At 64.0% G+C, this 22,588-nt stretch carries 21 protein-coding genes; 10 read left to right on the top strand and 11 right to left on the bottom strand.

The features are described 5' to 3' along the window. Positions 1–120 precede the first annotated feature (120 nt). A complete protein-coding gene (locus NGK62_RS23165) occupies positions 121–735 on the bottom strand; it encodes an SCO family protein (RefSeq protein WP_059374390.1) in 615 nt (204 codons plus the stop codon). Between the two features lie 242 nt (positions 736–977). Between NGK62_RS23165 and NGK62_RS23160 the strand changes: the two genes are divergently transcribed. After that, on the top strand, positions 978–1,733 hold the full coding sequence (locus NGK62_RS23160; protein WP_251880544.1) for a class I SAM-dependent methyltransferase: 756 nt from the start codon (positions 978–980) through the stop codon (positions 1,731–1,733). A gap of 51 nt (positions 1,734–1,784) precedes the next feature. Here the strand turns inward: NGK62_RS23160 and NGK62_RS23155 are convergent, their stop codons facing one another. The 4 genes from NGK62_RS23155 to NGK62_RS23140 form a co-directional block, all read right to left on the bottom strand. Continuing rightward, the gene (locus NGK62_RS23155) at positions 1,785–3,851 is read right to left on the bottom strand and encodes a M3 family metallopeptidase (protein WP_251880542.1); all 2,067 of its coding nucleotides are present in this window, start codon (positions 3,849–3,851) and stop codon (positions 1,785–1,787) included. Positions 3,852–3,977: 126 nt separating this feature from the next. Then, a complete protein-coding gene (gene folD, locus NGK62_RS23150; protein WP_118933566.1) occupies positions 3,978–4,829 on the bottom strand; it encodes a bifunctional methylenetetrahydrofolate dehydrogenase/methenyltetrahydrofolate cyclohydrolase FolD in 852 nt (283 codons plus the stop codon). A 55-nt stretch (positions 4,830–4,884) separates the two neighbouring features. Then, positions 4,885–5,511 (bottom strand): response regulator transcription factor, encoded by a 627-nt coding sequence (locus NGK62_RS23145; protein WP_054456641.1) that lies wholly within the window; start codon positions 5,509–5,511, stop codon positions 4,885–4,887. Beyond that, positions 5,508–7,262: a PAS domain-containing sensor histidine kinase gene (locus NGK62_RS23140; RefSeq protein ID WP_059374396.1), complete on the bottom strand. Its 1,755-nt coding sequence runs from the start codon at positions 7,260–7,262 to the stop codon at positions 5,508–5,510. Before NGK62_RS23140 ends, NGK62_RS23145 begins: the two co-directional genes overlap by 4 nt. Before the next feature lie 350 nt (positions 7,263–7,612). Here NGK62_RS23140 and aceE point away from each other — a divergent pair, with 350 nt between their 5' ends. From aceE to lpdA, 3 genes are read left to right on the top strand one after another with little or no spacing between them, the layout of a single operon-like run. Further along, the gene (gene aceE / locus NGK62_RS23135) at positions 7,613–10,321 is read left to right on the top strand and encodes a pyruvate dehydrogenase (acetyl-transferring), homodimeric type (protein ID WP_059374398.1); all 2,709 of its coding nucleotides are present in this window, start codon (positions 7,613–7,615) and stop codon (positions 10,319–10,321) included. A 12-nt stretch (positions 10,322–10,333) separates the two neighbouring features. Next, the gene (gene aceF, locus NGK62_RS23130; RefSeq protein WP_251880540.1) at positions 10,334–11,989 is read left to right on the top strand and encodes a dihydrolipoyllysine-residue acetyltransferase; all 1,656 of its coding nucleotides are present in this window, start codon (positions 10,334–10,336) and stop codon (positions 11,987–11,989) included. 12 nt (positions 11,990–12,001) lie between these two features. Beyond that, a complete protein-coding gene (gene lpdA, locus NGK62_RS23125; RefSeq protein WP_251880538.1) occupies positions 12,002–13,777 on the top strand; it encodes a dihydrolipoyl dehydrogenase in 1,776 nt (591 codons plus the stop codon). A 92-nt stretch (positions 13,778–13,869) separates the two neighbouring features. Here lpdA and NGK62_RS23120 read toward each other — a convergent pair whose 3' ends face one another. The 6 genes from NGK62_RS23120 to NGK62_RS23095 form a co-directional block, all read right to left on the bottom strand. Then, the gene (locus NGK62_RS23120) at positions 13,870–14,064 is read right to left on the bottom strand and encodes a YjfB family protein (protein WP_059374406.1); all 195 of its coding nucleotides are present in this window, start codon (positions 14,062–14,064) and stop codon (positions 13,870–13,872) included. A gap of 102 nt (positions 14,065–14,166) precedes the next feature. Continuing rightward, positions 14,167–14,487: a helix-turn-helix domain-containing protein gene (locus NGK62_RS23115; protein WP_251880536.1), complete on the bottom strand. Its 321-nt coding sequence runs from the start codon at positions 14,485–14,487 to the stop codon at positions 14,167–14,169. Continuing rightward, positions 14,484–14,843: a type II toxin-antitoxin system RelE/ParE family toxin gene (locus NGK62_RS23110; protein WP_502803036.1), complete on the bottom strand. Its 360-nt coding sequence runs from the start codon at positions 14,841–14,843 to the stop codon at positions 14,484–14,486. The genes NGK62_RS23115 and NGK62_RS23110 overlap by 4 nt, the downstream gene beginning before the upstream one ends. A 360-nt stretch (positions 14,844–15,203) precedes the next feature. Beyond that, entirely contained in the window at positions 15,204–16,061 is an 858-nt protein-coding gene (locus NGK62_RS23105; protein ID WP_251880533.1) for a hypothetical protein, read from the bottom strand. 337 nt (positions 16,062–16,398) lie between these two features. Then, positions 16,399–17,649, bottom strand: a complete 1,251-nt coding sequence (locus NGK62_RS23100) for a FliC/FljB family flagellin (RefSeq protein ID WP_251880531.1) — start codon at positions 17,647–17,649, stop codon at positions 16,399–16,401. 409 nt (positions 17,650–18,058) lie between these two features. Next, positions 18,059–18,814 (bottom strand): RNA polymerase sigma factor FliA, encoded by a 756-nt coding sequence (locus NGK62_RS23095; RefSeq protein WP_251880529.1) that lies wholly within the window; start codon positions 18,812–18,814, stop codon positions 18,059–18,061. Between the two features lie 17 nt (positions 18,815–18,831). Here NGK62_RS23095 and NGK62_RS23090 point away from each other — a divergent pair, with 17 nt between their 5' ends. The 6 genes from NGK62_RS23090 to NGK62_RS23065 all read left to right on the top strand — a co-directional run bounded on the left by NGK62_RS23090 (position 18,832) and on the right by NGK62_RS23065 (position 22,564). Then, entirely contained in the window at positions 18,832–18,999 is a 168-nt protein-coding gene (locus tag NGK62_RS23090) for a hypothetical protein (RefSeq protein WP_251880527.1), read from the top strand. Between the two features lie 246 nt (positions 19,000–19,245). Then, positions 19,246–19,569 (top strand): flagellar transcriptional regulator FlhD, encoded by a 324-nt coding sequence (gene flhD / locus NGK62_RS23085; protein ID WP_013393369.1) that lies wholly within the window; start codon positions 19,246–19,248, stop codon positions 19,567–19,569. A gap of 32 nt (positions 19,570–19,601) precedes the next feature. Continuing rightward, on the top strand, positions 19,602–20,183 hold the full coding sequence (flhC, locus tag NGK62_RS23080) for a flagellar transcriptional regulator FlhC (RefSeq protein ID WP_251880524.1): 582 nt from the start codon (positions 19,602–19,604) through the stop codon (positions 20,181–20,183). Positions 20,184–20,301: 118 nt separating this feature from the next. Further along, positions 20,302–21,177: a flagellar motor stator protein MotA gene (motA, locus tag NGK62_RS23075; protein ID WP_059374415.1), complete on the top strand. Its 876-nt coding sequence runs from the start codon at positions 20,302–20,304 to the stop codon at positions 21,175–21,177. A gap of 11 nt (positions 21,178–21,188) precedes the next feature. Next, on the top strand, positions 21,189–22,181 hold the full coding sequence (motB, locus tag NGK62_RS23070; protein WP_118934086.1) for a flagellar motor protein MotB: 993 nt from the start codon (positions 21,189–21,191) through the stop codon (positions 22,179–22,181). A gap of 2 nt (positions 22,182–22,183) precedes the next feature. After that, complete coding sequence (locus NGK62_RS23065; RefSeq protein ID WP_054456659.1) at positions 22,184–22,564, top strand: response regulator; 381 nt, start codon at positions 22,184–22,186, stop codon at positions 22,562–22,564. Positions 22,565–22,588: the final 24 nt, after the last annotated feature.

Raw genomic sequence — 22,588 nt, 5'->3', positions numbered from 1 at the left:
GCGTACTCCTTGCTGGAAGTAAAAGGGGGCAGTGTGGCTAGATGATACTCACGCCCCGCGCACAGCGGCTGTAACAACTGGTGTATGGGGCGCGCGGGCAACATCGCGCCCCGCTGGCGCTTAGGAAGTCAGGTCGATCAACTGGCGCACGTCCTTGGTCATGGCCTCGATGCTGTCGGTATCCGAAGCCAGCAAGCGCGCCTTGCCGTCCTTGTCGAATATATACACGCCGCGGCTGTGCGTGACTTCGTACATATCGGCGTCGTCCCCGGGGCGCGGCTTCTCGATCTGGTAGGCCACGCGGTAGCGGCGCGCCAGGTCGGCGATCTGCTTTTCATCGCCGGTCACGCCGATGGCGTTGTTGTTGAAGGCGTTGACGTAGGCCTGCAGGATGTCCGGCGTGTCGCGGTGCGGGTCCACGCTGACGAACAGGATGCGCACGTCGCGGGCCTTGTCGCCCAGGTTCTGCAGCACGGCCGTCAACTGCGCCATGGTGGTGGGGCAGACGTCCGGGCAGCTGGCGTAGCCGAAGAACAGCAGCACGGTCTTGCCCTTCAAATCGTCGCTGCTGACCATCTTGCCGCCTGCGCCAGGCAGGGAGAACTTCAGGTCGGGCAGGTGCCCCTTCACGTTGTACAGGGTCCAATCGACGTTCCTGTCGCCGCAGGCAGCGAGAAACACGCACAGGGTCAGCAGCAGGCTGCGCAGGGCGCGGCCGGAAATGAGGTGTCGCATGAGTCCAAGGGCCGGTAGGGGGTAAACCTTTTGATTCTACCCGCAAGCCGCGGGCAGGGCGCAGCGGGCAAGGGGCGCCAACTTGGGGGCGGCTTGTCCTGGCGCAAGCTGCGGGGCCGCCCCGTCCACTTGTAAAGCTTTGTCTAGTTATTGTTTGGAAGTGGCGAATTCTCCAGACCGGGTGCCATGGCTGCCGCTACATTCAGGGCCGTGTCAGATTTCAAGATCTAGAGGCGCCACATATGGACATGCCGGTCAGGAATTCCTTGGGCTATCCCTACTATCCGTACTACCCCGTCGTGCTCGACATCCTGCGCAGCCGCCTGGCGGATTCGGTGCTGGACGCGCCTTGCGGATTGGGCTGGCTGGGCGACATGCTGCCCGCCGCCAGCGGCCGGCAGGTCGATATCGATGGCGTGGGTCTGTGGGAGTTTCCGCCGGCGGACGGCGGCTACCGCCAGGTGGCGGAGCACGACCTGGAAACGCCATTGACGGTTTCCGCTGCCTACGATGCCGTGGTCTGCTGCGAGGCGATCCACTTGCTGACCAACCCCGGCGTGCTGATGCAGAGCTTTTATCGCGCGCTGCGGCCGGGCGGCACGCTGATCGTCACCACGCCCAACACCTGGTACTTCCGTTCGCGCCTGCAGTTCCTGCTGCGCGGCTTTCATTCGGGGTTCCGGCCCATGGTCGGACGGCAGCGTGGCGAGGATTACGTCACGTACTTTCCGTGGAGCTTTCCGCAGCTGCATCTGCTGTTCAAGCACTACGGCTACACCGACATCACCTTGCACGACGTGGACGAGAACAAGCCCAAGCGCATGGCGGAGCATGTGCTGGCCGTGCCGTCGCGGCTCTACTACGGCCGCAGGCTCAAGCAGGCGCAGGACGAGGAAAGCCGTCGCTACTGGAAGCAGGCCGGTTCCGACCAGTCCGTACACGGGCGCTGGCTGGTGATGTCGGCGCGCCGGCCGGTGGACGATTCCGCCGCGGCATAGAAAACGGCCCGCCAGGGCGGGCCGTCGGATTGCGCGCGGAGGCGCGGACGCTCAGGCAGGCGTCATGCCGCTATGGCGCAGCAGGGCGTCGATGCGCGGCGCGCGCCCGCGGAAGGCGGCGAAGGACTCTGCCGCCGGGCGCGATCCGCCCACGGCCAGCACTTCGCGGCGGAAGCGTGCGCCCGTTTCGGGATCCAGCGTGCCCAGCGCGTTGCCGGCCTGGCGCGCCGCCGCCTCTTCGAAGGCTTCGTAGGCGTCGGCCGACAGCACCTCCGCCCACTTGTAGCTGTAATAGCCCGCGCCGTAGCCGCCCGCGAACAGGTGCGAGAAGGCGTGCGGCAGGCGGTGCCAGGCGGGCGGGAACAGCACGGCCACTTCCTGGCGCACTTCCTGCAGCAGGGCCAGCACTTCGGCAATCGACGCGCCCTGGGCGCGGTCATGCATCAGCATGTCGAACAGCGCGAACTCGATCTGGCGCACGGTCTGCATGCCGCTCTGGTAATTGCGGGCGGCGACCAGGCGGTCATACAGCGCGCGCGGCAGGGGCTCGCCCGTGTCGACGTGGGCGGACAGCTTCTGCACCACCGCCCATTCCCAGCAGAAGTTCTCCATGAACTGCGAGGGCAGTTCGATGGCGTCCCATTCGACGCTGGCGAAGGCCGCGGCGCCGGGTTCGTCCACTTCGGACAGCAGGGTGTGCAGCGCATGGCCGGTTTCATGGAACAGCGTGATGACGTCGTCATGCGTCAGGACGGCCGGCTTGTCGCCGTTGGGGCGCGAGAAATTGCAGGTCAGGTAGGCGATGGGCGTCTGCACCTTGCCAGCCACGACGCGGCGCGTGCGTTCGCTGTCGACCCAGGCGCCGCTCTGCTTGCCGGCGCGGGCGTACAGGTCCAGGTACAGATAACCAATGAGTTCGCCCTTGGGGCTTTCCACGCGCACGCCGCGCACGTCGCCATGCCAGGACGAGACGGGCGTTTCCGCCAGGCGCACGTCGAACAGGGTCTCGATGACCTCGAACAGGCCGGACAGCACGCGCGGTTCGGTGAAATACTGCTTCACCTCGTCTTCGGAATAGGCATAGCGCGATTCGCGCAGGCGCTCGGAAGCGTAGGCCACGTCCCAGGGCTGCAGGTCGTCCAGGCCCAGCTCGCCGGTGGCGTAGGCTTTCAGCTCCGCCAGGTCGCGCTGGGCGTAGGGCTTGGCGCGCGCGGCCAGGTCGCGCAGGAATACGGTGACTTCCTGCGCGTCGCGCGCCATGCGCGTTTGCAGGCGCAGCGCGGCGAAGGTGCCCAGGCCGAGCAGGCCGGCTTCTTCGGCGCGCAGGGACAGCAGCTCTTCGATGAGCGGCGAATTGTCGAACTTGCCATCGCCGTGTTCCGACGCCACGGTGCCGTAGCCGCGGTACAGCGCTTCGCGCAGCGTACGGTCCTGGGCATACTGCATCACGGGCAGGTAGCACGGCATCTTCAGCGTCAGCTTCCAGCCCGGCTTGCCGTCTTCCTCGGCCGCGGCGCGGGCGGCGGCCCGCACGTCGGCCGGAATGCCTGCCAGGCGGGCCTCGTCCTCGACCAGCAGCGACCAGGCGTCGATCGAGTCCAGCACGTTTTCGGAGAATTTCTGCGAGGCCTGGGCCTCGCGGTCGGAAATGGCGGCGTAGCGTTCGCGGTCGGCGCCTTGCAGCTCCACGCCGCTCAGGCGGAAGTCGCGCAGGGCCATTTCCACGATGCGGCGGCGCACCGGCGTCCAGGACGCGAAATCGGGGGCGGCGGCCAGGCGCTGGTACTGCTTGTACAGGCCTTCGTGCAGGCCGACCCAGGTGGAGAATTCAGTCACCAGGGGCAGGGCGGCGTTATACGCTTCGCGCAGCTCCGGGGTGTTGACCACGGCATTCAGGTGGCCGGCGACCGACCAGGCGCGCCACAGGCGTTCCGAGGCGGTATCCAGCGGCTCAACCACGGCTTCCCAGGTGGGCGCCAGCGCAGGGTCGGCGGCGCGGTCCACGGCCAGGCGGGCGATGCCCAGCAGCTCCTCGACTGCCGGCACGATGTGTCCGGGTTTGACGGCCGCATAGTCGACGAGGTCGGAAACAGGGGCGAGCAGGGGATTCTGGGACATGGCGGTAGCGGCGGGAATAGGGACAAGAATCAGTTTGGGGCGATTCCCCGGAATGCAAGTGCGATGGGCGCGGCGCGGGAGTTCTGGCAGAAGAACTCCCGCGCCGCGCCCATGACATGCAAAGTATCAGCCTGCGGCGCGTTCCGCGGCTTCGATGGTGTTGACCAGCAGCATGGCGATGGTCATGGGACCCACGCCGCCCGGAACGGGGGTGATGGCGCCCGCCACTTCCTTGGCCGAGGCGAAGTCCACGTCGCCGCACAGCTTGCCGTCAGCGCCGCGGTTGATGCCCACGTCGATCACGACCGCGCCGGGCTTGATCATCGAACCGTCGATCATGCCGGGCTTGCCGGTGGCGACCACCAGCACGTCGGCGCGGCGGGTCTGGGCCGCCAGGTCGCGCGTCTTGGAATTGCAGATGGTGATGGTGGCGCCGGCCTGCAGCAGCAGCATCGCCATGGGCTTGCCGACGATGTTGCTCGCGCCCACGATTACGGCTTCGGCGCCACGCAGCGTCACGCCTTCCGATTCCAGCATCTTCATCACGCCATAGGGCGTGCAGGGGCGGAACAGGGGCTGGCCGGTCATGAGCAGGCCGGCGTTGCTGATATGGAAGCCGTCCACGTCCTTCTCGGCCGCGATGGCTTCGATGACCTTGTGGGAGTCCATGTGCTTGGGCAGCGGCAACTGCACCAGGATGCCGTGGATGGTGGGGTCCTGGTTCAGGATGGCGATGCGGGCCAGCAGCTCGGCCTCGGTCATGTCCGCGGGGTACTGTTCCTTGACGGAATGCAGGCCGGCCTTTTCGCAGGCCGCCACCTTATTGCGGACGTACACCTGGGAAGCGGGGTCTTCACCCACCAGCACCACGGCCAGGCCGGGGCGGGTACCCTTGGCGGCCAGGGCCGCAACGCGTTGGGCAGCTTCTTCGCGAATGCGCGCCGACAGGGCCGCGCCGTCGATAATCCTTGCAGTCATTCGGCGGCCTCCGCGCTACGCGCTGCGGTATTCGCCTTGGGATCGGCCCGGCGGCTCATGCCGTCGCCTCGGGTTTGGCCAAGGCCACTTTCATCAAATCAGCTACGGTGGTCACTTCAAGTTTTTCCATGATGTTGGCGCGGTGCGCCTCTACGGTCTTGATGCTGATGCCCAGGTCGTCGGCGATCTGCTTGTTCAAGCGGCCCGCGACGATGCGCTCCAGCACCTGCTGCTCGCGCGCGGTCAGGCGCGCCAGCATGGCTTCGTGGTCTTTCTGGGCCTGGTGCTTGCTCACGCGCTGCGTGGCCTGCTCCAGCATGCGCGCCACGATCTCGCGCAAATCGGATTCATTGAAGGGCTTTTCCAGGAAGTCGACCGCGCCTTTCTTCATGGTGGACACGGCCATCGGCACGTCGCCGTGGCCGGTGATGAACACGATGGGCAGCGGGGCATTGCGGGCGATCAACTGTTCCTGCAGTTCCAGGCCGCTCATGCCGGGCATGCGCACGTCGGCGATCAGCACGCCGATCTGGCTGGCGTCGTAGTCTTCCAGGAAGGACTCGCCGCTGGCGTAGGCGCGAACGCGATAGCCATTGGCCTCCAATAGCCAGCGCAGCGAATCGCGGACCGCTTCGTCGTCGTCAACAATGAAAACCGTGCTCGACAGGTGGGGCGTGTTCATGCGTGCAACTCCTCGGACTGATCGTTCTGGGCCTGCGACTGGGGTGCAGCGCAGGGCAGGGTAAAGCGGAAAATGGTGCCGCCGGCGGGATTGGGATCCGCCCACAAGCGGCCATGGTGCGATTCAATAATGGTACGGCAGATGTTCAGCCCCATGCCCAGGCCCTGGGTCTTGGTGCTGAAGAAGGGTTCGAACAGGCGTTCGGGTTCAGCCAGGCCGTGGCCGCGGTCCACGACCGCGACCTCGATGTGCTGTTCGTGCAGGATCACGGCGACCTTGAGTTCGTCGGATTCGCTGTTTTCCATGGCCTCCAGCCCGTTCTTCAGCAGGTTCAACAGCACCTGCTCGATCAGGATGGGGTCGGCCAGCACGTCCGGCGCGTTCGACGGCACAAAGCGGTCGATGCGGATGCGGCGCTTGCGGGCGTCGATCTCGGCGAAGCCGATGGCATTGTCGACGATCCGGCTGATGGTCACGCGCTGGCGGCGGGGCTCGCTGCGCTTCACGAATTCGCGGATGCGGCTGATGATCTTGCCGGCGCGCTCGGCCTGCGAGGCGGCCTTTTCCAGGGCCGGCAGCAGCATGTTGGGGCTGGTGTGGCCGGCCTTGACCAGGGCGACCGCGCCCATGCTGTAGTTGGCGATGGCGGTCAGCGGCTGGTTCAGTTCATGCGCCAGCGAGGAGGCCATTTCGCCCATGGTGGTCAGGCGGCTGGTGAGCTGGATCTTTTCCTGCTGCACGCGCGAGGCTTCCTCGTGCACGCGGCGCTCGGTGATGTCGCGCGCCACCTGCATGCGCACGCGGCGGCCATCGGTCCAGGCCAGCATGCGGTGGTGCACTTCGAACCAGCGCTGAACCGAGGGCGCGAAGACTTCGACGGATTCGTCGGTGAAGCGGCCGCGGCGGCCGGCCAGCAGCTCGTCGTGGCCGCCGGTCTGCGCGCCGAACACGCGGCGGTAGGTGCGGTTGGCGAACAGCAGCTCCAGGCCGTCGTGGGTGTCGGCGGTGACCGAGATGGCGTCGTCCAGGCCTTCCAGCACCGTCATGAAGCGTTCGTGCGCGGCGGTCAGGGCCTCGCGGATGCGCTTGGGCTCGGTGATGTCGGTCATGGAGGTCATCCAGCCGATCTGGTTGCCGTTCGGGTCCAGCAGCGGGGACACGTACATCCGCGCCGTGAAACGCGAACCGTCGCGGCGCTGCGCCTCGACTTCCAGGCCGCTGCTGGGCGTCTTGCCGGACATCAGCACGTCCAGGGTGTGCTGGTGCTGTTCGTGGCGACCCGGCACCCAATAAGGGAAGGGCGGGCTGCGGCCGATCAGATCGGCCTCGTTCCAGCCGATCATGCGGCAGAAGGCCGGATTCACGTAGGCGATGCGGCCTTCCATGTCCAGCACCCGCATGCCCGTGGACATGGAGTTCTCCATGGCGCGGCGGAAGCCCGTCTCGGCGATCAGGGCGGCTTCGGCCGCCGAGCGGAAACGGGTATAGCGCCACAGCATCAGCAGGCTGATGACGATCACACAGGACAGGGCCAGCACCACCCAGATCAGGCGCTGCTGGCGCATTTCCTGGTCGATGGTGACAAACATGACACTGTCGTCATGGATGCGTTGCAGCCAGAAGAACACCGCCATCACACAGATATAGAGGATCAGCACCATGGCTGGCGTGACCCAGTACACCCCGCGTCGGCGAGTGCGGGCGTGATCGTGGAATGGCGTAGGAATATTGGACTTGGGCGCGCTGGACATGGAATTCGGGCCGGATAGACCGCGCATTTTAGTGCGTGTTGGCAGGGATTTGCCGGGAATCGACTCGTCCTTTTGGAGTCCCTGGGTAAAAGTATGACGCCAAAGCGTTCAGCTTGCTTTAAATTTTTCGTATTATGAAATGCCGTACCGCAACATGAAATTTTGCTTGCGACCGGTTAACCTTCTTTCTTAGAATGCCCGCTGATAGGGAACCGACCCAGTAGCAGGTCTCTAGAACAACCCGACCCCATGCCTTGCATGGTAGCCCGGATGATCCCGGCTACCATGCAAGGTCCGCGAGTAGATAAGTAAGCGGGTGCGGTCACGAACAATCCAACAGGAGACACACGATGTCCTCTTACGCCCAGGCTGGCGCCGTACAGGCTGCCAACGACGAAGACACCCTTGAAACCCAGGAGTGGCTCGAAGCCCTGGCGGCTGTCCTTGATCGTGAAGGACCGCAGCGCGCCCACTATCTGCTCGAACGCCTGATCGACGAAGCCCGCCGTTCCGGCGCGCATATCCCGTTCTCGCCCAACACCGCCTACGTCAACACGATTCCCCCCGGCCTGGAGCCGGCCCACCCGGGCAACCTGGAGCTGGAATCGCGCATCCGCTCGTACGTGCGCTGGAACGCCATGGCCATGGTGGTCAAGGCCAACAAGCACAACCCGCCGGACGGCGGCGACCTGGGCGGCCACATCGCCTCCTTCGCCTCGCTGGCCACCATGATCGGCTGCGGCCAGAACCATTTCTGGCACGCCGAAGACGAAAACCACGGCGGCGACCTGGTCTACTTCCAGGGCCACACGTCGCCCGGCATGTACGGCCGCGCCTACCTCGAAGGCCGCCTGACCGAAGACCAGCTGAACCACTTCCGCCAGGAAGTGGACGGCAAGGGCCTGTCCTCGTACCCGCATCCGAAGCTGATGCCGGACTTCTGGCAGTTCCCGACGGTGTCGATGGGCCTGGGCCCGCTGATGGCCATCTACCAGGCCCGCTTCCTGAAGTACCTGCACGCCCGCGGCATCGCCGACACCAGCAAGCGCAAGGTCTGGGTGTTCTGCGGCGACGGCGAAATGGACGAACCCGAATCGCTGGGCGCCATCGCCCTGGCTGCCCGCGAAAAGCTGGACAACCTGATCTTCGTCATCAACTGCAACCTGCAGCGCCTGGACGGTCCGGTGCGCGGCAACGGCAAGATCATCCAGGAACTCGAAGGCGACTTCCGCGGCTCGGGCTGGAACGTGATCAAGCTGATCTGGGGCGGCTACTGGGATCCGCTGCTGGCGCACGACAAGGAAGGCATCCTGCGCAAGATCATGGAAGACACCGTCGACGGCGAGTACCAGGCGTACAAGGCCAACGACGGCAAGTTCGTGCGCGAACACTTCTTCGGCAAGCATCCGAAGCTGCTGGAAGCCGTGTCGCGCATGAGCGACGAAGACATCTGGCGCCTGAACCGCGGCGGCCATGACCCGCACAAGGTGTACGCCGCGTTCAACGCCGCCGCCACCCACGAGGGCCAGCCCACCGTCATCCTGGCCAAGACCATCAAGGGCTACGGCATGGGCCACGTCGGCCAGGCCAAGAACCCGACCCACCAGCAGAAGAAGCTGGAGCTGGACTCGATCCGCGAATTCCGCGACCGTTTCGGCATCCCCATTCCGGACGACCAGCTGGCCGACCTGCCGTACTTCAAGCCGGCCGAAGACTCGCCCGAAATGAAGTACCTGCACGAGCGCCGCGCCGCGCTGGGCGGCTATCTGCCGCGCCGCCGCGCCAAGGCCGACGAGCACCTCAAGGCTCCCGCCCTGGACGCCTTCAAGGCCGTGCTGGAACCCACCGCCGAAGGCCGTGAAATCTCCACCACCCAAGCCTTCGTGCGTATCCTGAACCAGGTGCTGCGCGACAAGGAGCTGGGTCCGCGCGTCGTGCCGATCCTGGCCGACGAATCGCGTACCTTCGGCATGGAAGGCCTGTTCCGCCAGATCGGCATCTACGCGCCGGAAGGCCAGAAGTACACCCCGGTCGACAAGGACCAGGTCATGTACTACAAGGAAGCGGCCGACGGCCAGCTCCTGCAGGAAGGCATCAACGAAGCGGGCGCGATGAGCTCCTGGATTGCGGCGGCCACGTCGTACTCCTCGAACAACCGCATCATGATCCCGTTCTTCATCTACTACTCGATGTTCGGGTTCCAGCGCATCGGCGACCTGGCCTGGGCCGCCGGCGACATGCAGGCGCGCGGCTTCCTCCTGGGCGGCACCGCCGGGCGCACCACGCTCAACGGCGAAGGCCTGCAGCACGAAGACGGCCACAGCCACATCCTGGCGTCCACCATCCCGAACTGCGTCTCGTACGACCCGACCTTCGGCCACGAACTGGCCGTGATCATCCAGCATGGCTTGAAGCGCATGGTGGAAGACCAGGAAAACGTCTACTACTACCTGACGGTGATGAACGAAAACTACCCGCAGCCCGGTCTGACCCAGGGCGACGAGGAAGGCATCATCAAGGGCATGTACAAGCTCAAGTCGCACGGCAAGGGCAAGAACCGCGTGCAGCTGATGGGCTCGGGCACCATCCTGCGCGAAGTCATGGCCGCGCAAGAACTGCTGGAAGCCGACTGGGGCGTGGCTTCGGACCTCTGGAGCGTCACCAGCTTCACGGAACTGCGCCGCAACGGCCTGGACGCCGAACGCCACAACATGCTGCACCCCGACGAAAAGAAGCCGCAGGTGGCTTACGTCACGGAACAGCTGGCCAAGACGGAAGGCCCGATCATCGCGTCGACCGACTACATGAAGCTCTTCGCCGACCAGATCCGCCCGTTCGTGCCCAAGGGCCGCGAATACAAGGTGCTGGGCACCGACGGTTTCGGCCGCTCGGATTTCCGCTCGAAGCTGCGCGAGCACTTCGAAGTGGACCGCCACTTCGTCGTGGTCGCCGCGCTGCGCGCGCTGGCCGACGAAGGCAAGGTGCCGGTTGCCAAGGTGGCTGAAGCCATCAAGAAGTACGGCATCAATCCGAACAAAGCCAACCCGCAATACGCCTGAGGGTAAAGAGACATGAGCAACATCGTGCAAATCAAGGTTCCCGACATCGGCGACTTCAAGGAAGTGGAAGTCATCGAAGTGCTGGTGGCGGTGGGCGACACGATCAAGGCCGAACAAAGCCTGATCACCGTCGAATCCGACAAGGCCTCGATGGAGATTCCCGCGTCGCAAGGCGGCGTGGTGAAGTCGATCAGCGTCAAGGTGGGCGACAAGGTTGCCGAAGGCACGGTCGTGCTGGAAGTGGAAGCGTCAGGCGCGGGCGAAGCTGCGGCCCGCGCGGCCGCCCCGGCCAAGGAAGAGGCTCCCAAGGCCGAAGCCAAGGCTGCCGCGCAGCCGGCCGCTGCCGCCGCTGCGCCGGCCGCCTCCAGCGGTCCGGTGAACATCGAAGTGCCCGACATCGGCGACTTCAAGGAAGTCGAAGTCATCGAAGTCATGGTCGCCGTGGGCGACACCATCAAGGCCGAGCAAAGCCTGATCACCGTCGAGTCCGACAAAGCCTCGATGGAAATCCCCGCCTCGCAAGGCGGCGTGGTCAAGGAAGTGAAGGTCAAGGTCGGCGACAAGGTCGCCAAGGGCTCGGTCGTGGTCGTGGTGGAGGGCGCCGCGCCCGCCGCCGCTGCCGCCGCGGCCCCCGCCCCGGCCGCCAAGGCGGAAGCCGCTGCCGCGCCCGTCGCCAAGACCGAAGCGCCTGCGCCTGCCGCGCAGCGTCCGGCTCCGGCCGCCGCGCTCGAAGACGCCAACCTCAAGCCGGGCCAGCTGCCGCACGCGTCGCCGTCGGTGCGCAAGTTCGCGCGCGAACTGGGCGTCAACCTGAGCAAGGTCAAGGGCTCCGGTCCCAAGGACCGCATCACCGCCGACGACGTGCGCGGCTTCGTCAAGCAGGCGCTCGCCGCCGGTCCGGTGGCCGCTACGGGCGGTTCGGCCGATGGCGCCGCGCTGGGCCTGTTGCCGTGGCCCAAGGTCGACTTCACCAAGTTCGGCCCGATCGAAGCCAAGCCGCTGTCGCGCATCAAGAAGATCTCCGGCGCGAACCTGCACCGCAACTGGGTCATGATCCCGCACGTCACCAACAACGACGAAGCGGACATCACCGACCTGGAAGCGCTGCGCGTCACGCTGAACAAGGAAAACGAGAAGTCGGGCATCAAGGTCACGATGCTGGCCTTCCTGATCAAGGCCGTGGTCGCGGCCCTGAAGAAGTTCCCCGAGTTCAACGCCTCGCTGGACGGCGACAACCTGGTGCTCAAGCAGTACTACCACATCGGCTTCGCCGCCGACACGCCCAACGGGCTGGTAGTGCCGGTGATCCGCGATGCCGACAAGAAGGGCATCCTGCAGATCGCCCAGGAAATGACCGACCTGTCCAAGAAGGCGCGCGACGGCAAGATCTCGCCCGCCGAAATGCAGGGCGGCTGCTTCTCGATCTCGTCCCTGGGCGGCATCGGCGGCACCTCGTTCACGCCCATCATCAACGCCCCTGAAGTGGCGATCCTGGGCGTGTCGCGCTCCGCACACAAGCCCGTGTGGGACGGCAAGCAGTTCGTGCCGCGCCTGATCGTGCCGCTGTCGCTGTCGTACGACCACCGCGTCATCGACGGCGCCTCCGCCGCGCGCTTCAACGCCTATCTGGGCGCCTTGCTGGCCGACTTCCGCCGCATCGCGCTGTAAACGGGGAGCCCCATGAGCAATACCGTTCAAATCAAAGTGCCGGACATCGGCGACTTCAAGGAAGTGGAAGTCATCGAAGTGCTGGTGGCGGTGGGCGACACGATCAAGGCTGAACAAAGCCTGATCACCGTCGAGTCCGACAAGGCCTCCATGGAAATCCCCGCGTCGCAGGGCGGCGTGGTGAAGTCCATCAACGTGAAGGTCGGCGACAAGGTCGCCGAAGGCACGGTCGTGCTGGAAGTGGACGCGGCAGCCTCGGGTGCCGCCGCCGCACCGGCCGCCAAGGAAGCCCCCAAGGCTGCCGCCGAGGCGCCCAAGCAGGCGGCTCCCGCTGCGGCGGCCGCGCCTGCCGCAGCCAGCTTCAAGGGCTCGGCCGACGGCGAGTACGACATGCTGGTGCTGGGCGCCGGCCCCGGCGGCTACTCCGCCGCCTTCCGCGCCGCCGACCTGGGCCTGTCCGTGGTCCTGGTGGAACGCTACGACACGCTGGGCGGCGTCTGCCTGAACGTCGGCTGCATTCCGTCCAAGGCGCTGCTGCACAACGCCGCCGTCATCGACGAAGCCCGCGAACTGGCCGCCCACGGCATCAGCTTCGGCGAGCCCAAGATCGACCTGGACAAGCTGCGCGGCTACAAGGACAGCGTGGTCGCCAAGCTGACCGGTGGCCTGGCCGGCATGGCCAAGGCGCGCAAGGTCACCGTGGTGCATGGCGTGGGCGAGTTCGCCGACGCCAACCACCTGACCGTCAAGGCCGCCGACGGCAAGACCCAGACCCTGCGCTTCAAGCAAGCCATCATCGCCGCCGGCAGCCAGTCGGTGAAGCTGCCGTTCCTGCCCCAGGACGACCGCATCGTCGATTCCACCGGCGCCTTGCTGCTGCGTGAAGTCCCCAAGAAGATGCTCATCATCGGCGGCGGCATCATCGGCCTGGAAATGGGCACGGTGTACTCCACGCTGGGCGCGCGCCTGGACGTGGTCGAAATGCTGGACGGCCTGATGCAGGGCGCCGACCGCGACCTGGTCAAGGTATGGCAGAAGAAGAACGCCTACCGCTTCGACAACATCATGTTGAAGACCAAGACCGTGGGCGCCGAAGCCAAGAAGGATGGCATCTACGTCAGCTTCGAAGGCGAAGGCGCGCCCAAGGAGCCGCAGCGCTACGACCTGGTTCTCCAGGCAGTGGGCCGCAGCCCCAACGGCAAGAAAATCGGCGCTGACAAGGCTGGCATTGCCGTGACCGACCGCGGCTTCATCGAGGTCGATCGCCAGATGCGCACCAACGTGCCGCACATCTACGCCATCGGCGACATCGTCGGCCAGCCCATGCTGGCGCACAAGGCCGTGCACGAAGGCCACGTCGCCGCCGAAGCCGCCGCAGGCCAGAAGTCCTTCTTCGACGCCCGCGTCATTCCGTCGGTGGCCTACACCGATCCGGAAGTGGCCTGGGTCGGCTTGACCGAAGACGAGGCCAAGAAGCAGGGCATCAAGATCGAGAAGGGCGTGTTCCCCTGGGCCGCCTCCGGCCGCGCCATCGCCAATGGCCGCGACGAAGGCTTCACCAAGCTCATCTTTGACGCTGAAACGCATCGCATCCTGGGCGGCAGCATCGTCGGCACCCACGCCGGCGACCTGATCAGCGAACTGGCCCTGGCCGTGGAGATGGGCGCCGACGTCGTCGACATCGCCAAGACCATCCACCCGCACCCGACCCTGGGTGAATCGGTGGGCATGGCTGCCGAAGTCGCGGAAGGCGTCTGCACCGACTTGCCGCCGATGAAGAAGAAGTAATGCGCAAGGGCGGCCATGCCGCCCGCGCAATGCAAAAGCGCCGGCCCTGGATAGGGACCCGGCGCTTTTTTTGTGCGCCTACGGCGCGGTGTTCAGGCGTGCGTGTCGATGCGCGAACCCAGCGTGCCGTCCACGGCCAGCACCGGCAGCGACTGCATCAGCGTCAAGGCCGTATCCGCTTGCGCATTGAGTGCCTTCTTCAGCACGCGGACCTGCACTTCCTGCATGACATTCGCGTCCTGCAAAGCCAGGGCGGTATTGACGGTGTTGCTGATCGATGCGTCCATGCTCGGGGTGTCCTAGTGTTTGGAAAGCGGCTTAAGCCGACGTCGGATTATCGCGCGGACGGTGCGCGGATGCACGGAATTCGTCGCGATGTAAGCCAATATTCACGCAGCGACCGTGATTCCCGGCACATGCGCCCGTCGCGCAGGCTCCACCACGATCTTCACATGCTGGTCCAGCGATACCAAGGCCCGCATCAAGCGCTCCAGCGAGATGTTCTGCAATTTGTAGCGCCGAATCTGCGAAACCTTGGGCTGGGTCATGCCCGTAAGCGCAGCGGTTTCAAGCTGGCTGAGGCCGCGCTGATCGATCAGTTCATTGATCTTGAGCGCGAGCGCAGCCTTGGCTGACAGTTCTTCGGCGTCCTCGAAACCGAGGTCCAGCAATACGTTGTCAGTGCCTGGGGAATGATCATTGCGTGTCATTGCTTGCTCCTGTCGGACTCGTGCCGGGCCAGTACCGCCTTCAAACGTCTTTCGATGAGCCCGATGTCCGGTTGCGGCGTGGCTATGCCGGATTTTGATTTCTTCTGGAAAGCATGCAACACGTGGACGGCATCACCCACTCGCACGGTATACACAGCTCGAAACGTATCGCCGAGATAGTCATCGACCAGTTCATACACTCGCGAGCCCAGTCCTTTCCACGGCTTGGCCGAGACCGGCGTGCCACCCAACTGCACGATGAACAGCGCCACGCCCAGATCCTTCTGGACTTCGATCGGGAACTTCTTGAAGTCCTTCTTGCTGCTGCCTTCCCAAAGCAGTATCTTCCTGTCCATAATTATATCCGTTCAGATATAAACAACAAGCGCTGGATGCTATCCATCGAGCATTGAACGGCTCGGCCGAACGATTTGGCACGCAGGGATGTGCGCACGAAAAGTGAGCGAGTGGGCCTTGCCATGGCTGCGGGTGAAAACGCTGCGCAGCAGGCAGGATAGAGGTTCATAGGCCTGTGTTCTGGCAGAGATGGATGGATTCAGCACTGGCCGCGCTAGGGGGGGCGGACTGCCAACCTATGCCGGCGTGACGTGGATGCCGGCCCGCGCAGACCGGGCCGGGTTCACGCCTGGTTCAATTTTCAAATGAAGATCCGGTGCGGTCGAGGCGACCGCAGCCTTGAATGAAAACCGGCGCGCTTAGGGCCGGTTGGGGCATTCCTTGATGGCGCCCCACGCGCGATTCTGCTCACAAAACTGCTTGCGCGCGGCCCAGGCGCAGTCAGGGCGCTCAAAGAACCCCAGCGTTGCGCAATGCGCCAATTCGCCTTTCAGCGCTTCGACCCAGGCCATGGGATCTTCGGCGGGGATTTCGGTAACGCGCAGGGTCGATCTGGGTGCGGCGCTTGTCGCGTCTGCCGTGTTCGTTGCCGCTGCGTGCTCGCCCTGCGCGCGCGGGGCAGGCTGCGGTTCGGCAGGCGTGGTTTCCAGGGCTGGGTTGGGCTCAGGTTGGGGGTCTGTCCAACCCGACCGTGGCTCGGAACTCGAACGCGAATCGGCATCCGGAACATGCATCGGCACCACACCCGACGGCAGTTCGGGTTGAGCGGGTACGGGTTCACCGGACTGGGGCGGCGCCGGCGTGAGCGGTATCCGTACCGGGCCGGCAGCCGTGGCGCCCGAAACGGTCGTATTCGGCGAACTCCACGACACCACCAGCAGCACCAGCGCGCCGTAGATCGCCAGCGTATACAGCACGGTCAGCGTGGCATATCCCACGCGCCTACCCGTGATCGGCCGGGCGTCTTCGCGTCCCACCAGCGCGCGCCAGCGGACCAGCGCCGCGCCGGGGGCCGATATCAACCACCAGAACATCCGCCGCAGCGGACCGGGTTCCTGCGGAGCGGGCGCGGCCTGCGCCTGTGCAACCAGCAACTCGCGCAAGGCGCGGTTTTCTTCGCGCAGACGCAGGGTCTGCTCGTCCATCGGCGCCTGGGTATCGGGATCCGGAGTGCTGCCGTGCTGCGTAGCGAGTGGATCGGGAGGCGTCGCGGTCATGTTGTGAAAACTATGGATACAAAAACGTGCAGCCGCGAGTATGAGGCAATCGGAGGAAGTGAAAAAGGGGAACAGTCCGAAAAAAAGGGGTTTGATTGGGACTGGGGGTATGCCGGTTCGGCGCCAGGTCCGAATCGTTGCCGGGTTGATCCACTTTCATGGACGCGGTGAACAAATTGCGCCGGCATGGAGCGCGAGCGACAAGTCGGCTGAAAAAGAAACAAGCCGGCGGATGCCGGCTTGTTGGTCTCGACTAGGGCGTGAGGGCCTCAGTCGGTGCCGGGAGGGCAGGGCCAGAGGCCCTGCGTCTGCCCGACCGTCAGGCGTTGCGGCGTGATTAGCGCAGCAGCGACAGAACGGTTTGCGGAACTTGGTTGGCTTGCGCCAGAACCGAGGTGCCAGCCTGTTGCAGGATCTGGGCCTTGGTCATGTTCGACACTTCCGTGGCGTAGTCGGCGTCTTGAATACGCGAACGGGCGGCGGACAGGTTGGTGATGGTGTTGTTCAGGTTGGCGATCGTCGATTCGAAACGGTTCTGAACAGCGCCCAGTTCACCGCGCAGGGAGTCGACGTCCGACAGGGCCTTGTCCAGCTTGGCCAGCGGGTTGGCGGTGGAGCCGGTGGTCAACGAGGCAACGCTGAGGTCGCTGGTGTTGAGCGTGTATGCTGCAGTGGCGACACCCGTCGAGGTCGTCGACTGCGGGTTCACGGCGATGTAGAAATCGGAGCCAGTGCCAGACACCAGTGCCTTGCCATCCGCGCCGACCGTGATGCCACGGCTCTTCAGGTTTTCGACTTCAGTGTCCGAGCCGGGGTTTACGGTCACGGTGGCGTACCAGTTGCCGCGGCCATCGGACTTCAGGTTGGCGCCGAGCGTAATGCTGCCCGAGTCGACACCCAGCTTCTGGGCGAAGTCCGCCTGAGCGCCGGAGCCGAAGGCAACCGAAGATGCCGTGAATTGGGTATCGTTACCGAAGACTTTCTTGAAGTCGGCAGCAGCCACGTTGCCAGCAGCAGCGCCAGTCGCATCCGTGATCGCGCCAGCTGCATTGACAGTCGGACCCGCAACGCTGAAGCTGCCCAGGCCCAGCGTGCCGGCGGTGATCTGCTTCAAGTCGATGCTGATGGTTTCGTTGTCGTTGGCGCCAACTTGGATCGTCAGCTTGTTGTCGGCCGACAGGACCTTCACGCCGTTGAATTGCGTTTGGGCCGACACTCGGTCGATTTCATCCAGGCGTTGCTGGATTTCGTCCTGGATCGAGCGCAGGTCGGAGGGGGAGTTGGTGCCGCTGACAGCTTGCACCGACAACTGACGGACGCGCTGCAGGTTATTGTTGATTTCGCTCAGGGCGCCTTCGGTCGTTTGGGCGATCGAGATGCCGTCGTTGGCGTTGCGGGCGGCTTGGGTCAGGCCATTGACGTTGGCGGTGAAGCGGTTGGCGATGGCTTGGCCAGCGGCGTCGTCCTTGGCGCTGTTGATGCGCAGGCCCGACGACAGGCGCTCGATGGCGCTGCCCAGGGACGATTGCGACTTGGTCAGGTTGTTCTGTGCAACCAGGGACAGGTAGTTGGTATTGATGACTGCCATGTGAGGCTCCCGAGAGAGAAAGGCTTCTTCAAACTGGGCAGCAAGGCCGCCCACTGGTGTTAACGGGAAAGTTCGTCGACGTTGTGTCTGGGAATCTCTCCGTTGCCAGGATTACGGCAGTCCAAAATCAATCTTTAGCGCTAATTCGCGAAAGTCGACATTTTTCTTCTATCCGGTTGGATAGGGCGGACATCCGACCTGGGTCCGGCAACTGCCGCTGCGGCGGCGGCCTTAATGTAAAGACGTTGGTCCTTGGACGCTGGCAGACAACGCATGCCCTCAGTTCTCTATCCTTGGTCTCTTTATGCGTCGCGCAATGAGAAACGGACGCCAGGTGCGTCCGCTGTGTTGAGAGAGTCTTTCGTGGCTAGAGGCGTGCGGCAAAGGTGTCTCGCCGCCCGACCTCCTTCTATATCACCTGCGCAATCTGCCCGTCCTGGGGCAGCTCCTGCCAAGCCTGTTCCTTCAGCTTCGCCCGTATCCGCGCCGTCGCCTGCGACCGCAGCTGGCACACCCGGGCCTCGGTCACATTCAGGATCGCGCCGATTTCCTTCAGGTTCAGTCCTTGCTCGTAGCAGAGCGACAGCAGCAGTTTTTCGCGCTCGGGCAGGGCGTCGATCGCGTGGATCAGCGCCTGGCGGAAGTCCCCGGCCAGCAGCGAATCCAGCGGGTTGCCGCCGGCCGCGCCATGGTTCAGGGTGGCCGCCCAGTCGGATTGACCGCCAGCCGAGTCGGGCTCGGTGGTGAAGTCTTCGTAGTGCACGATCTGCACGCCCTGGGCGTCGTGCAGCAGCGATTGGTAGTCGCCCAGCGGCATATCGAGCTGCTGCGCGATTTCGGCCTCGGTCGGCGCGCGCATCAAACGTTGTTCGAGCTGTTGGATGGCCTGCTCGATCTTGCGCGCCTTGGCGCGCACGCTGCGGGGCAGCCAATCTTGTCCGCGCAACTCGTCCAGCATCGCGCCGCGGATGCGGGTGGTGGCGTAGGTCTCGAACTGGGCGTCGGCTGTTTCCTGGTAGCGGCGCACGGCATCGAGCAGGCCGATCATGCCGGCTTGGATCAGGTCGTCGAGTTCTACGCTGGCGGGTAGCCGGGCGAGCAATTGCAGGGCCAGCTTCCGCACTAGCGGGGCATATTCGACCAGGCTGTCATCTGCGTGAGGCATTGCGGGAGTGTCGGGCGGTGTCCATCGTGGCGCGTGGTCTGTTGTTGTCAATTTGCGACATTGTCGACAAACGCGCGGCGGCGCTGAAGCTAGGTGGATTTAGTGATCTGCAAGTTGCCATTGTCGGCAAACAACACCGTTTCATTCCTCAAAGTACGCAATGTTTTGAATGCTTATTTGCCTGATTGGCGCACTTTCAGAGGGATCCTATATGTCAAGGTGTATCTAATTTGGTACTTTGAGCAACATCAACAAAGATCTGTCATATAAGTTATAGAAACTAACATTGAGTGTGGTAAATTTTACTTAAATTGCGAATAAATGATACATTTCGCATCAATGCGAGGCGTATCTGACAGAAGAGCATTGGAATTCCGGTGCTTTTGCTTACACAAGCCCCCGTCGGCGGGATAGGGAATAGGGAGTTGGGCGTGCAACAAGTCGAAAATTCATTGCTGACAGACATTCGCGAAGTGAATCTGTCATATTTGTTACTGGCGCAACGTATGTTGCGGGACGATTACGCGGCATCGATGTTCCGCCTTGGATTCAGCAACGAAGTTGCCGATATCCTGATGCGTCTTTCGCCTGCTCAGCTGGTCAAGCTGGCCAGCTCCAGCTCGCTGCTGTGCCGGTTCCGCTTTGATGATTACAGCCTGCTGTCCGCGCTGACCCATGACGTTCTGGGCGGTGCGTTGCAGCAAGCGCACGCCACCATCCTGCTGGCCAAGCAGCCTGTCGAAGAATTGGCCTGACGGCCTGATCATTCCATCCGGAAGCACGTGTAATGGCCACCAAGAGCGTTTCGCAGGAAGCGGATGACATTCTGCTAGCCAGCTCCATGATCACTTTGGGAGCCCGGCTGCAGGTGCTGGAGGCTGAAACCAGCCTCAGCCACGACCGCCTGGCACGCCTGTACCGCGAAATCCGCGGCTGCTCGCCACCCAAGGGCATGCTGCCCTTTTCGGTTGACTGGTTCATGACCTGGCTGCCGAACATCCATTCCTCGCTCTTCTACAACGTGTATTCGTTCCTGAATACGCGTACCAGCAGCAAAGGCATACGCGCCACCATCGACGCCTATCGCCTCTATCTCGAAAACGCCGGCACCGATGCCGCTGAAGGCGCAGAGCCCGTCCTGAGCTTCACGCGCGCTTGGATGCTGGTGCGTTTTTTCGATAGCGGCATGCTGCAAATGTCCGCCTGCCGCCAGTGCGGGGGGCATTTCATCGCCCATGCGCACGATCCCCAGTCGGATTTCGTGTGCGCGATCTGCCGGCCGCCACCCCGCGCCGGCAAGACGCGCGCTGCGGCCAAGACGCGCTCCGGCACCCGCCCCGCACCCGTTGCGAATGCCGCCCGGCTCTGACCGGCGGTATTCAAATACATCAAAAGCCCTGGAAAACCCCCCGTAACCCGCCTTTTTGGGTCGAGGGGAACAGGGGATCATTGACGCCAGTTTTAGACTTCGTTGGCAGGGGCCTGATGTGTTGATTGTTATCGGTTTTCTCGTGGTGGCCGTGTCGGTCGTCGGCAGCTTCATAGCGCTGGGCGGCCATTTGGGCGCGCTATACCAGCCGTTCGAGCTCACGCTGATTTTTGGGGCGGCTTTCGGCGCCTTCCTCGCCAGCAACAGCAAAAAGTCGCTGATGCTGGTCAAGGCCGCCTTGCCCGACGCCTTGAAAAGCTCGCGCTACGGCAAGGACGTGTACATGGAGCTGATGGCGCTCCTGTATGTGTTGCTGAACAAGGCGCGCCGCGAGGGCCTCATGGCCATCGAATCGCATATCGAAGACCCGGAATCCAGTCCGATCTTCAGCGAATATCCCCGTATCGCCAAAGACGCCAAGCTGATGGAGTTCATCACGGACTACCTGCGCATCATGATCAGCGGCAACATGAGCTCGTTTGAAATCGAGACGCTCATGGACGAGGAAATCGAAACCTACCGCCATGAGCGCGAAGTTCCCGTGCGCGCCCTGCAGCAAATGGCCGACGGCCTGCCGGCCTTCGGTATCGTGGCCGCCGTGCTGGGCGTGATCAAGGCGCTGGCCGCCGTGGACCAGCCTCCGGCGATCCTGGGCGACCTGATTTCCAAGGCCATGGTGGGCACGTTCCTGGGTATTCTGCTGGCTTACGGCTTTGTCGGTCCTCTGGCCTCGCGCATCGATCGCCGAAGCGACGAGGCCACCAAGGTCCTGGAGTGCATCAAGACCACGCTGTTGGCCAGCATGAATGGCTACCCGCCCCAGTTGGCGGTGGAATTCGGCCGCAAGGTGCTGTTCTCGGCTGTGCGCCCGACCTTTGGTGAGCTGGAAGAGCACGTTCGGCAAGCCAAGTCCGCCACGACCGGCAAGGCCTGACGGAGCGGGCCATGAGTACGGTAAACAATCACCGCGTGGTGATCCGCCGCAAGAAGGGGGGGCATGGCGGGGGGCACCACGGGGGCAGCTGGAAGATCGCGTACGCCGACTTCATCACCGCGATGATGGCGTTCTTCCTGGTGATGTGGCTGATCAGCATCGTGCCGCGCGAGGAACTCAAGGGCATCGCGGAGTATTTCCGCATGCCGCTGCGCGTTGCCATCGCGGGCGGGCCCAGCAGCTCGGCCGAGACCAGCGCGGTGCCTGGCGGCGGCCGAGACCCGCTGCGCAGCGAGGGCGACGTGCGCCGTGCGCAGGGAAACCGTGTCGAGGCCCAACCCATGGGCGACGCCGAGCGTCGCGAACAGCATCGCTTGGAAAACCTGAAGAAGCGCATCGAAAACGTCATAGAGACCAGTCCGGTGCTGAAAACGTTCAGGCCGCAACTGCTGATCGACCTGACCACCGAAGGCCTGCGTATCCAGATCATCGACAACCAGAACCGTCCGATGTTCGCCACCGGCCGCGCGGAAGTGCAGCCCTACATGCGCGACATCCTCAGGGAACTGGGCCCGGTCCTGAACGAATTGCCCAACAAGGTCAGCATCTCCGGTCACACCGACGCCTCGCAGTACGCCCGCGGAGAGCGTGCCTACAGCAACTGGGAGCTGTCGGCCGACCGCGCCAACGCGTCGCGCCAGGAGCTGGTGGCGGGCGGCATGAACGAAAGCAAGGTCCTGCGCATCCAGGGGCTGTCGTCCAGCATGAGTCTGGTTAAAGATGACCCGTATGCGGCCGTTAATAGACGTATCAGCCTTGTGGTGCTCAATCAGAGCACCCAGCGGCGCATCGAAAGCGAGAACGCCGCGGCTGCGGACGTCAGCGCCAAGGATGCCCGCGAGGTAGGAACGGCAGTGGAAGCGGCGCAAGCCGCGGCCCAGGCCACGACGGCAACCAAACCAGGCGAGGCGGAGAGCAACCCGCCCGCGGAAGGGGTTCGATAGCAATGGCTGCAACGATTCTTGTGGCGGACGACTCGGCGACGATGCGCATGATCGTCCAGGCGACGTTGACGGGCGCGGGATGGAAAGTCCTGACGGCCGGCAATGGCCAGGAAGCGCTGGAATTGGCCAAGAGCCACCCGGTGGATCTGGTGGTCAGCGACTGGAACATGCCGGTCATGGGCGGCCTGGAGCTGATCCAGGGACTGCGCCAGGAAGACGAGTACCTGGACGTGCCGGTGCTGGTGTTGACCACCGAGGACGACGTGGACAGCAAGATGGCCGCCCGGGATCTGGGGGTCTGTGGCTGGCTCTCCAAGCCGGTCGATCCTGATGTGCTGGTGGAATTGGCGTCTGAACTGCTCGACGAGCAGGCCGGCGCGTAAGCAAGTTCATTTTTGAAGGCGTAC

This window comes from Achromobacter sp. Marseille-Q4954 (genome assembly GCF_943737025.1).
Classification (GTDB): Bacteria; Pseudomonadota; Gammaproteobacteria; order Burkholderiales; family Burkholderiaceae_B; genus Achromobacter; species Achromobacter bronchisepticus_A.
Note: the sequence above shows the minus strand (reverse complement) of the source record. Positions and strands in the feature narration are given on the sequence as shown.

Coding starts and splice junctions, on each gene's coding strand:
- NGK62_RS23115 (WP_251880536.1), bottom strand. CDS start 14,487: ATGACACGCAATGATCATTCCCCAGGCACTGACAACGTATTGCTGGAC.
- NGK62_RS23120 (WP_059374406.1), bottom strand. CDS start 14,064: ATGGACGCATCGATCAGCAACACCGTCAATACCGCCCTGGCTTTGCAG.
- NGK62_RS23140 (WP_059374396.1), bottom strand. CDS start 7,262: ATGTCCAGCGCGCCCAAGTCCAATATTCCTACGCCATTCCACGATCAC.
- folD (WP_118933566.1), bottom strand. CDS start 4,829: ATGACTGCAAGGATTATCGACGGCGCGGCCCTGTCGGCGCGCATTCGC.
- NGK62_RS23155 (WP_251880542.1), bottom strand. CDS start 3,851: ATGTCCCAGAATCCCCTGCTCGCCCCTGTTTCCGACCTCGTCGACTAT.
- NGK62_RS23165 (WP_059374390.1), bottom strand. CDS start 735: ATGCGACACCTCATTTCCGGCCGCGCCCTGCGCAGCCTGCTGCTGACC.
- NGK62_RS23160 (WP_251880544.1), top strand. CDS start 978: ATGGACATGCCGGTCAGGAATTCCTTGGGCTATCCCTACTATCCGTAC.
- NGK62_RS23105 (WP_251880533.1), bottom strand. CDS start 16,061: ATGACCGCGACGCCTCCCGATCCACTCGCTACGCAGCACGGCAGCACT.
- motB (WP_118934086.1), top strand. CDS start 21,189: ATGAGTACGGTAAACAATCACCGCGTGGTGATCCGCCGCAAGAAGGGG.
- aceF (WP_251880540.1), top strand. CDS start 10,334: ATGAGCAACATCGTGCAAATCAAGGTTCCCGACATCGGCGACTTCAAG.
- lpdA (WP_251880538.1), top strand. CDS start 12,002: ATGAGCAATACCGTTCAAATCAAAGTGCCGGACATCGGCGACTTCAAG.
- NGK62_RS23100 (WP_251880531.1), bottom strand. CDS start 17,649: ATGGCAGTCATCAATACCAACTACCTGTCCCTGGTTGCACAGAACAAC.
- NGK62_RS23110 (WP_502803036.1), bottom strand. CDS start 14,843: ATGGACAGGAAGATACTGCTTTGGGAAGGCAGCAGCAAGAAGGACTTC.
- NGK62_RS23095 (WP_251880529.1), bottom strand. CDS start 18,814: ATGCCTCACGCAGATGACAGCCTGGTCGAATATGCCCCGCTAGTGCGG.
- NGK62_RS23145 (WP_054456641.1), bottom strand. CDS start 5,511: ATGAACACGCCCCACCTGTCGAGCACGGTTTTCATTGTTGACGACGAC.
- aceE (WP_059374398.1), top strand. CDS start 7,613: ATGTCCTCTTACGCCCAGGCTGGCGCCGTACAGGCTGCCAACGACGAA.
- flhC (WP_251880524.1), top strand. CDS start 19,602: ATGGCCACCAAGAGCGTTTCGCAGGAAGCGGATGACATTCTGCTAGCC.
- NGK62_RS23065 (WP_054456659.1), top strand. CDS start 22,184: ATGGCTGCAACGATTCTTGTGGCGGACGACTCGGCGACGATGCGCATG.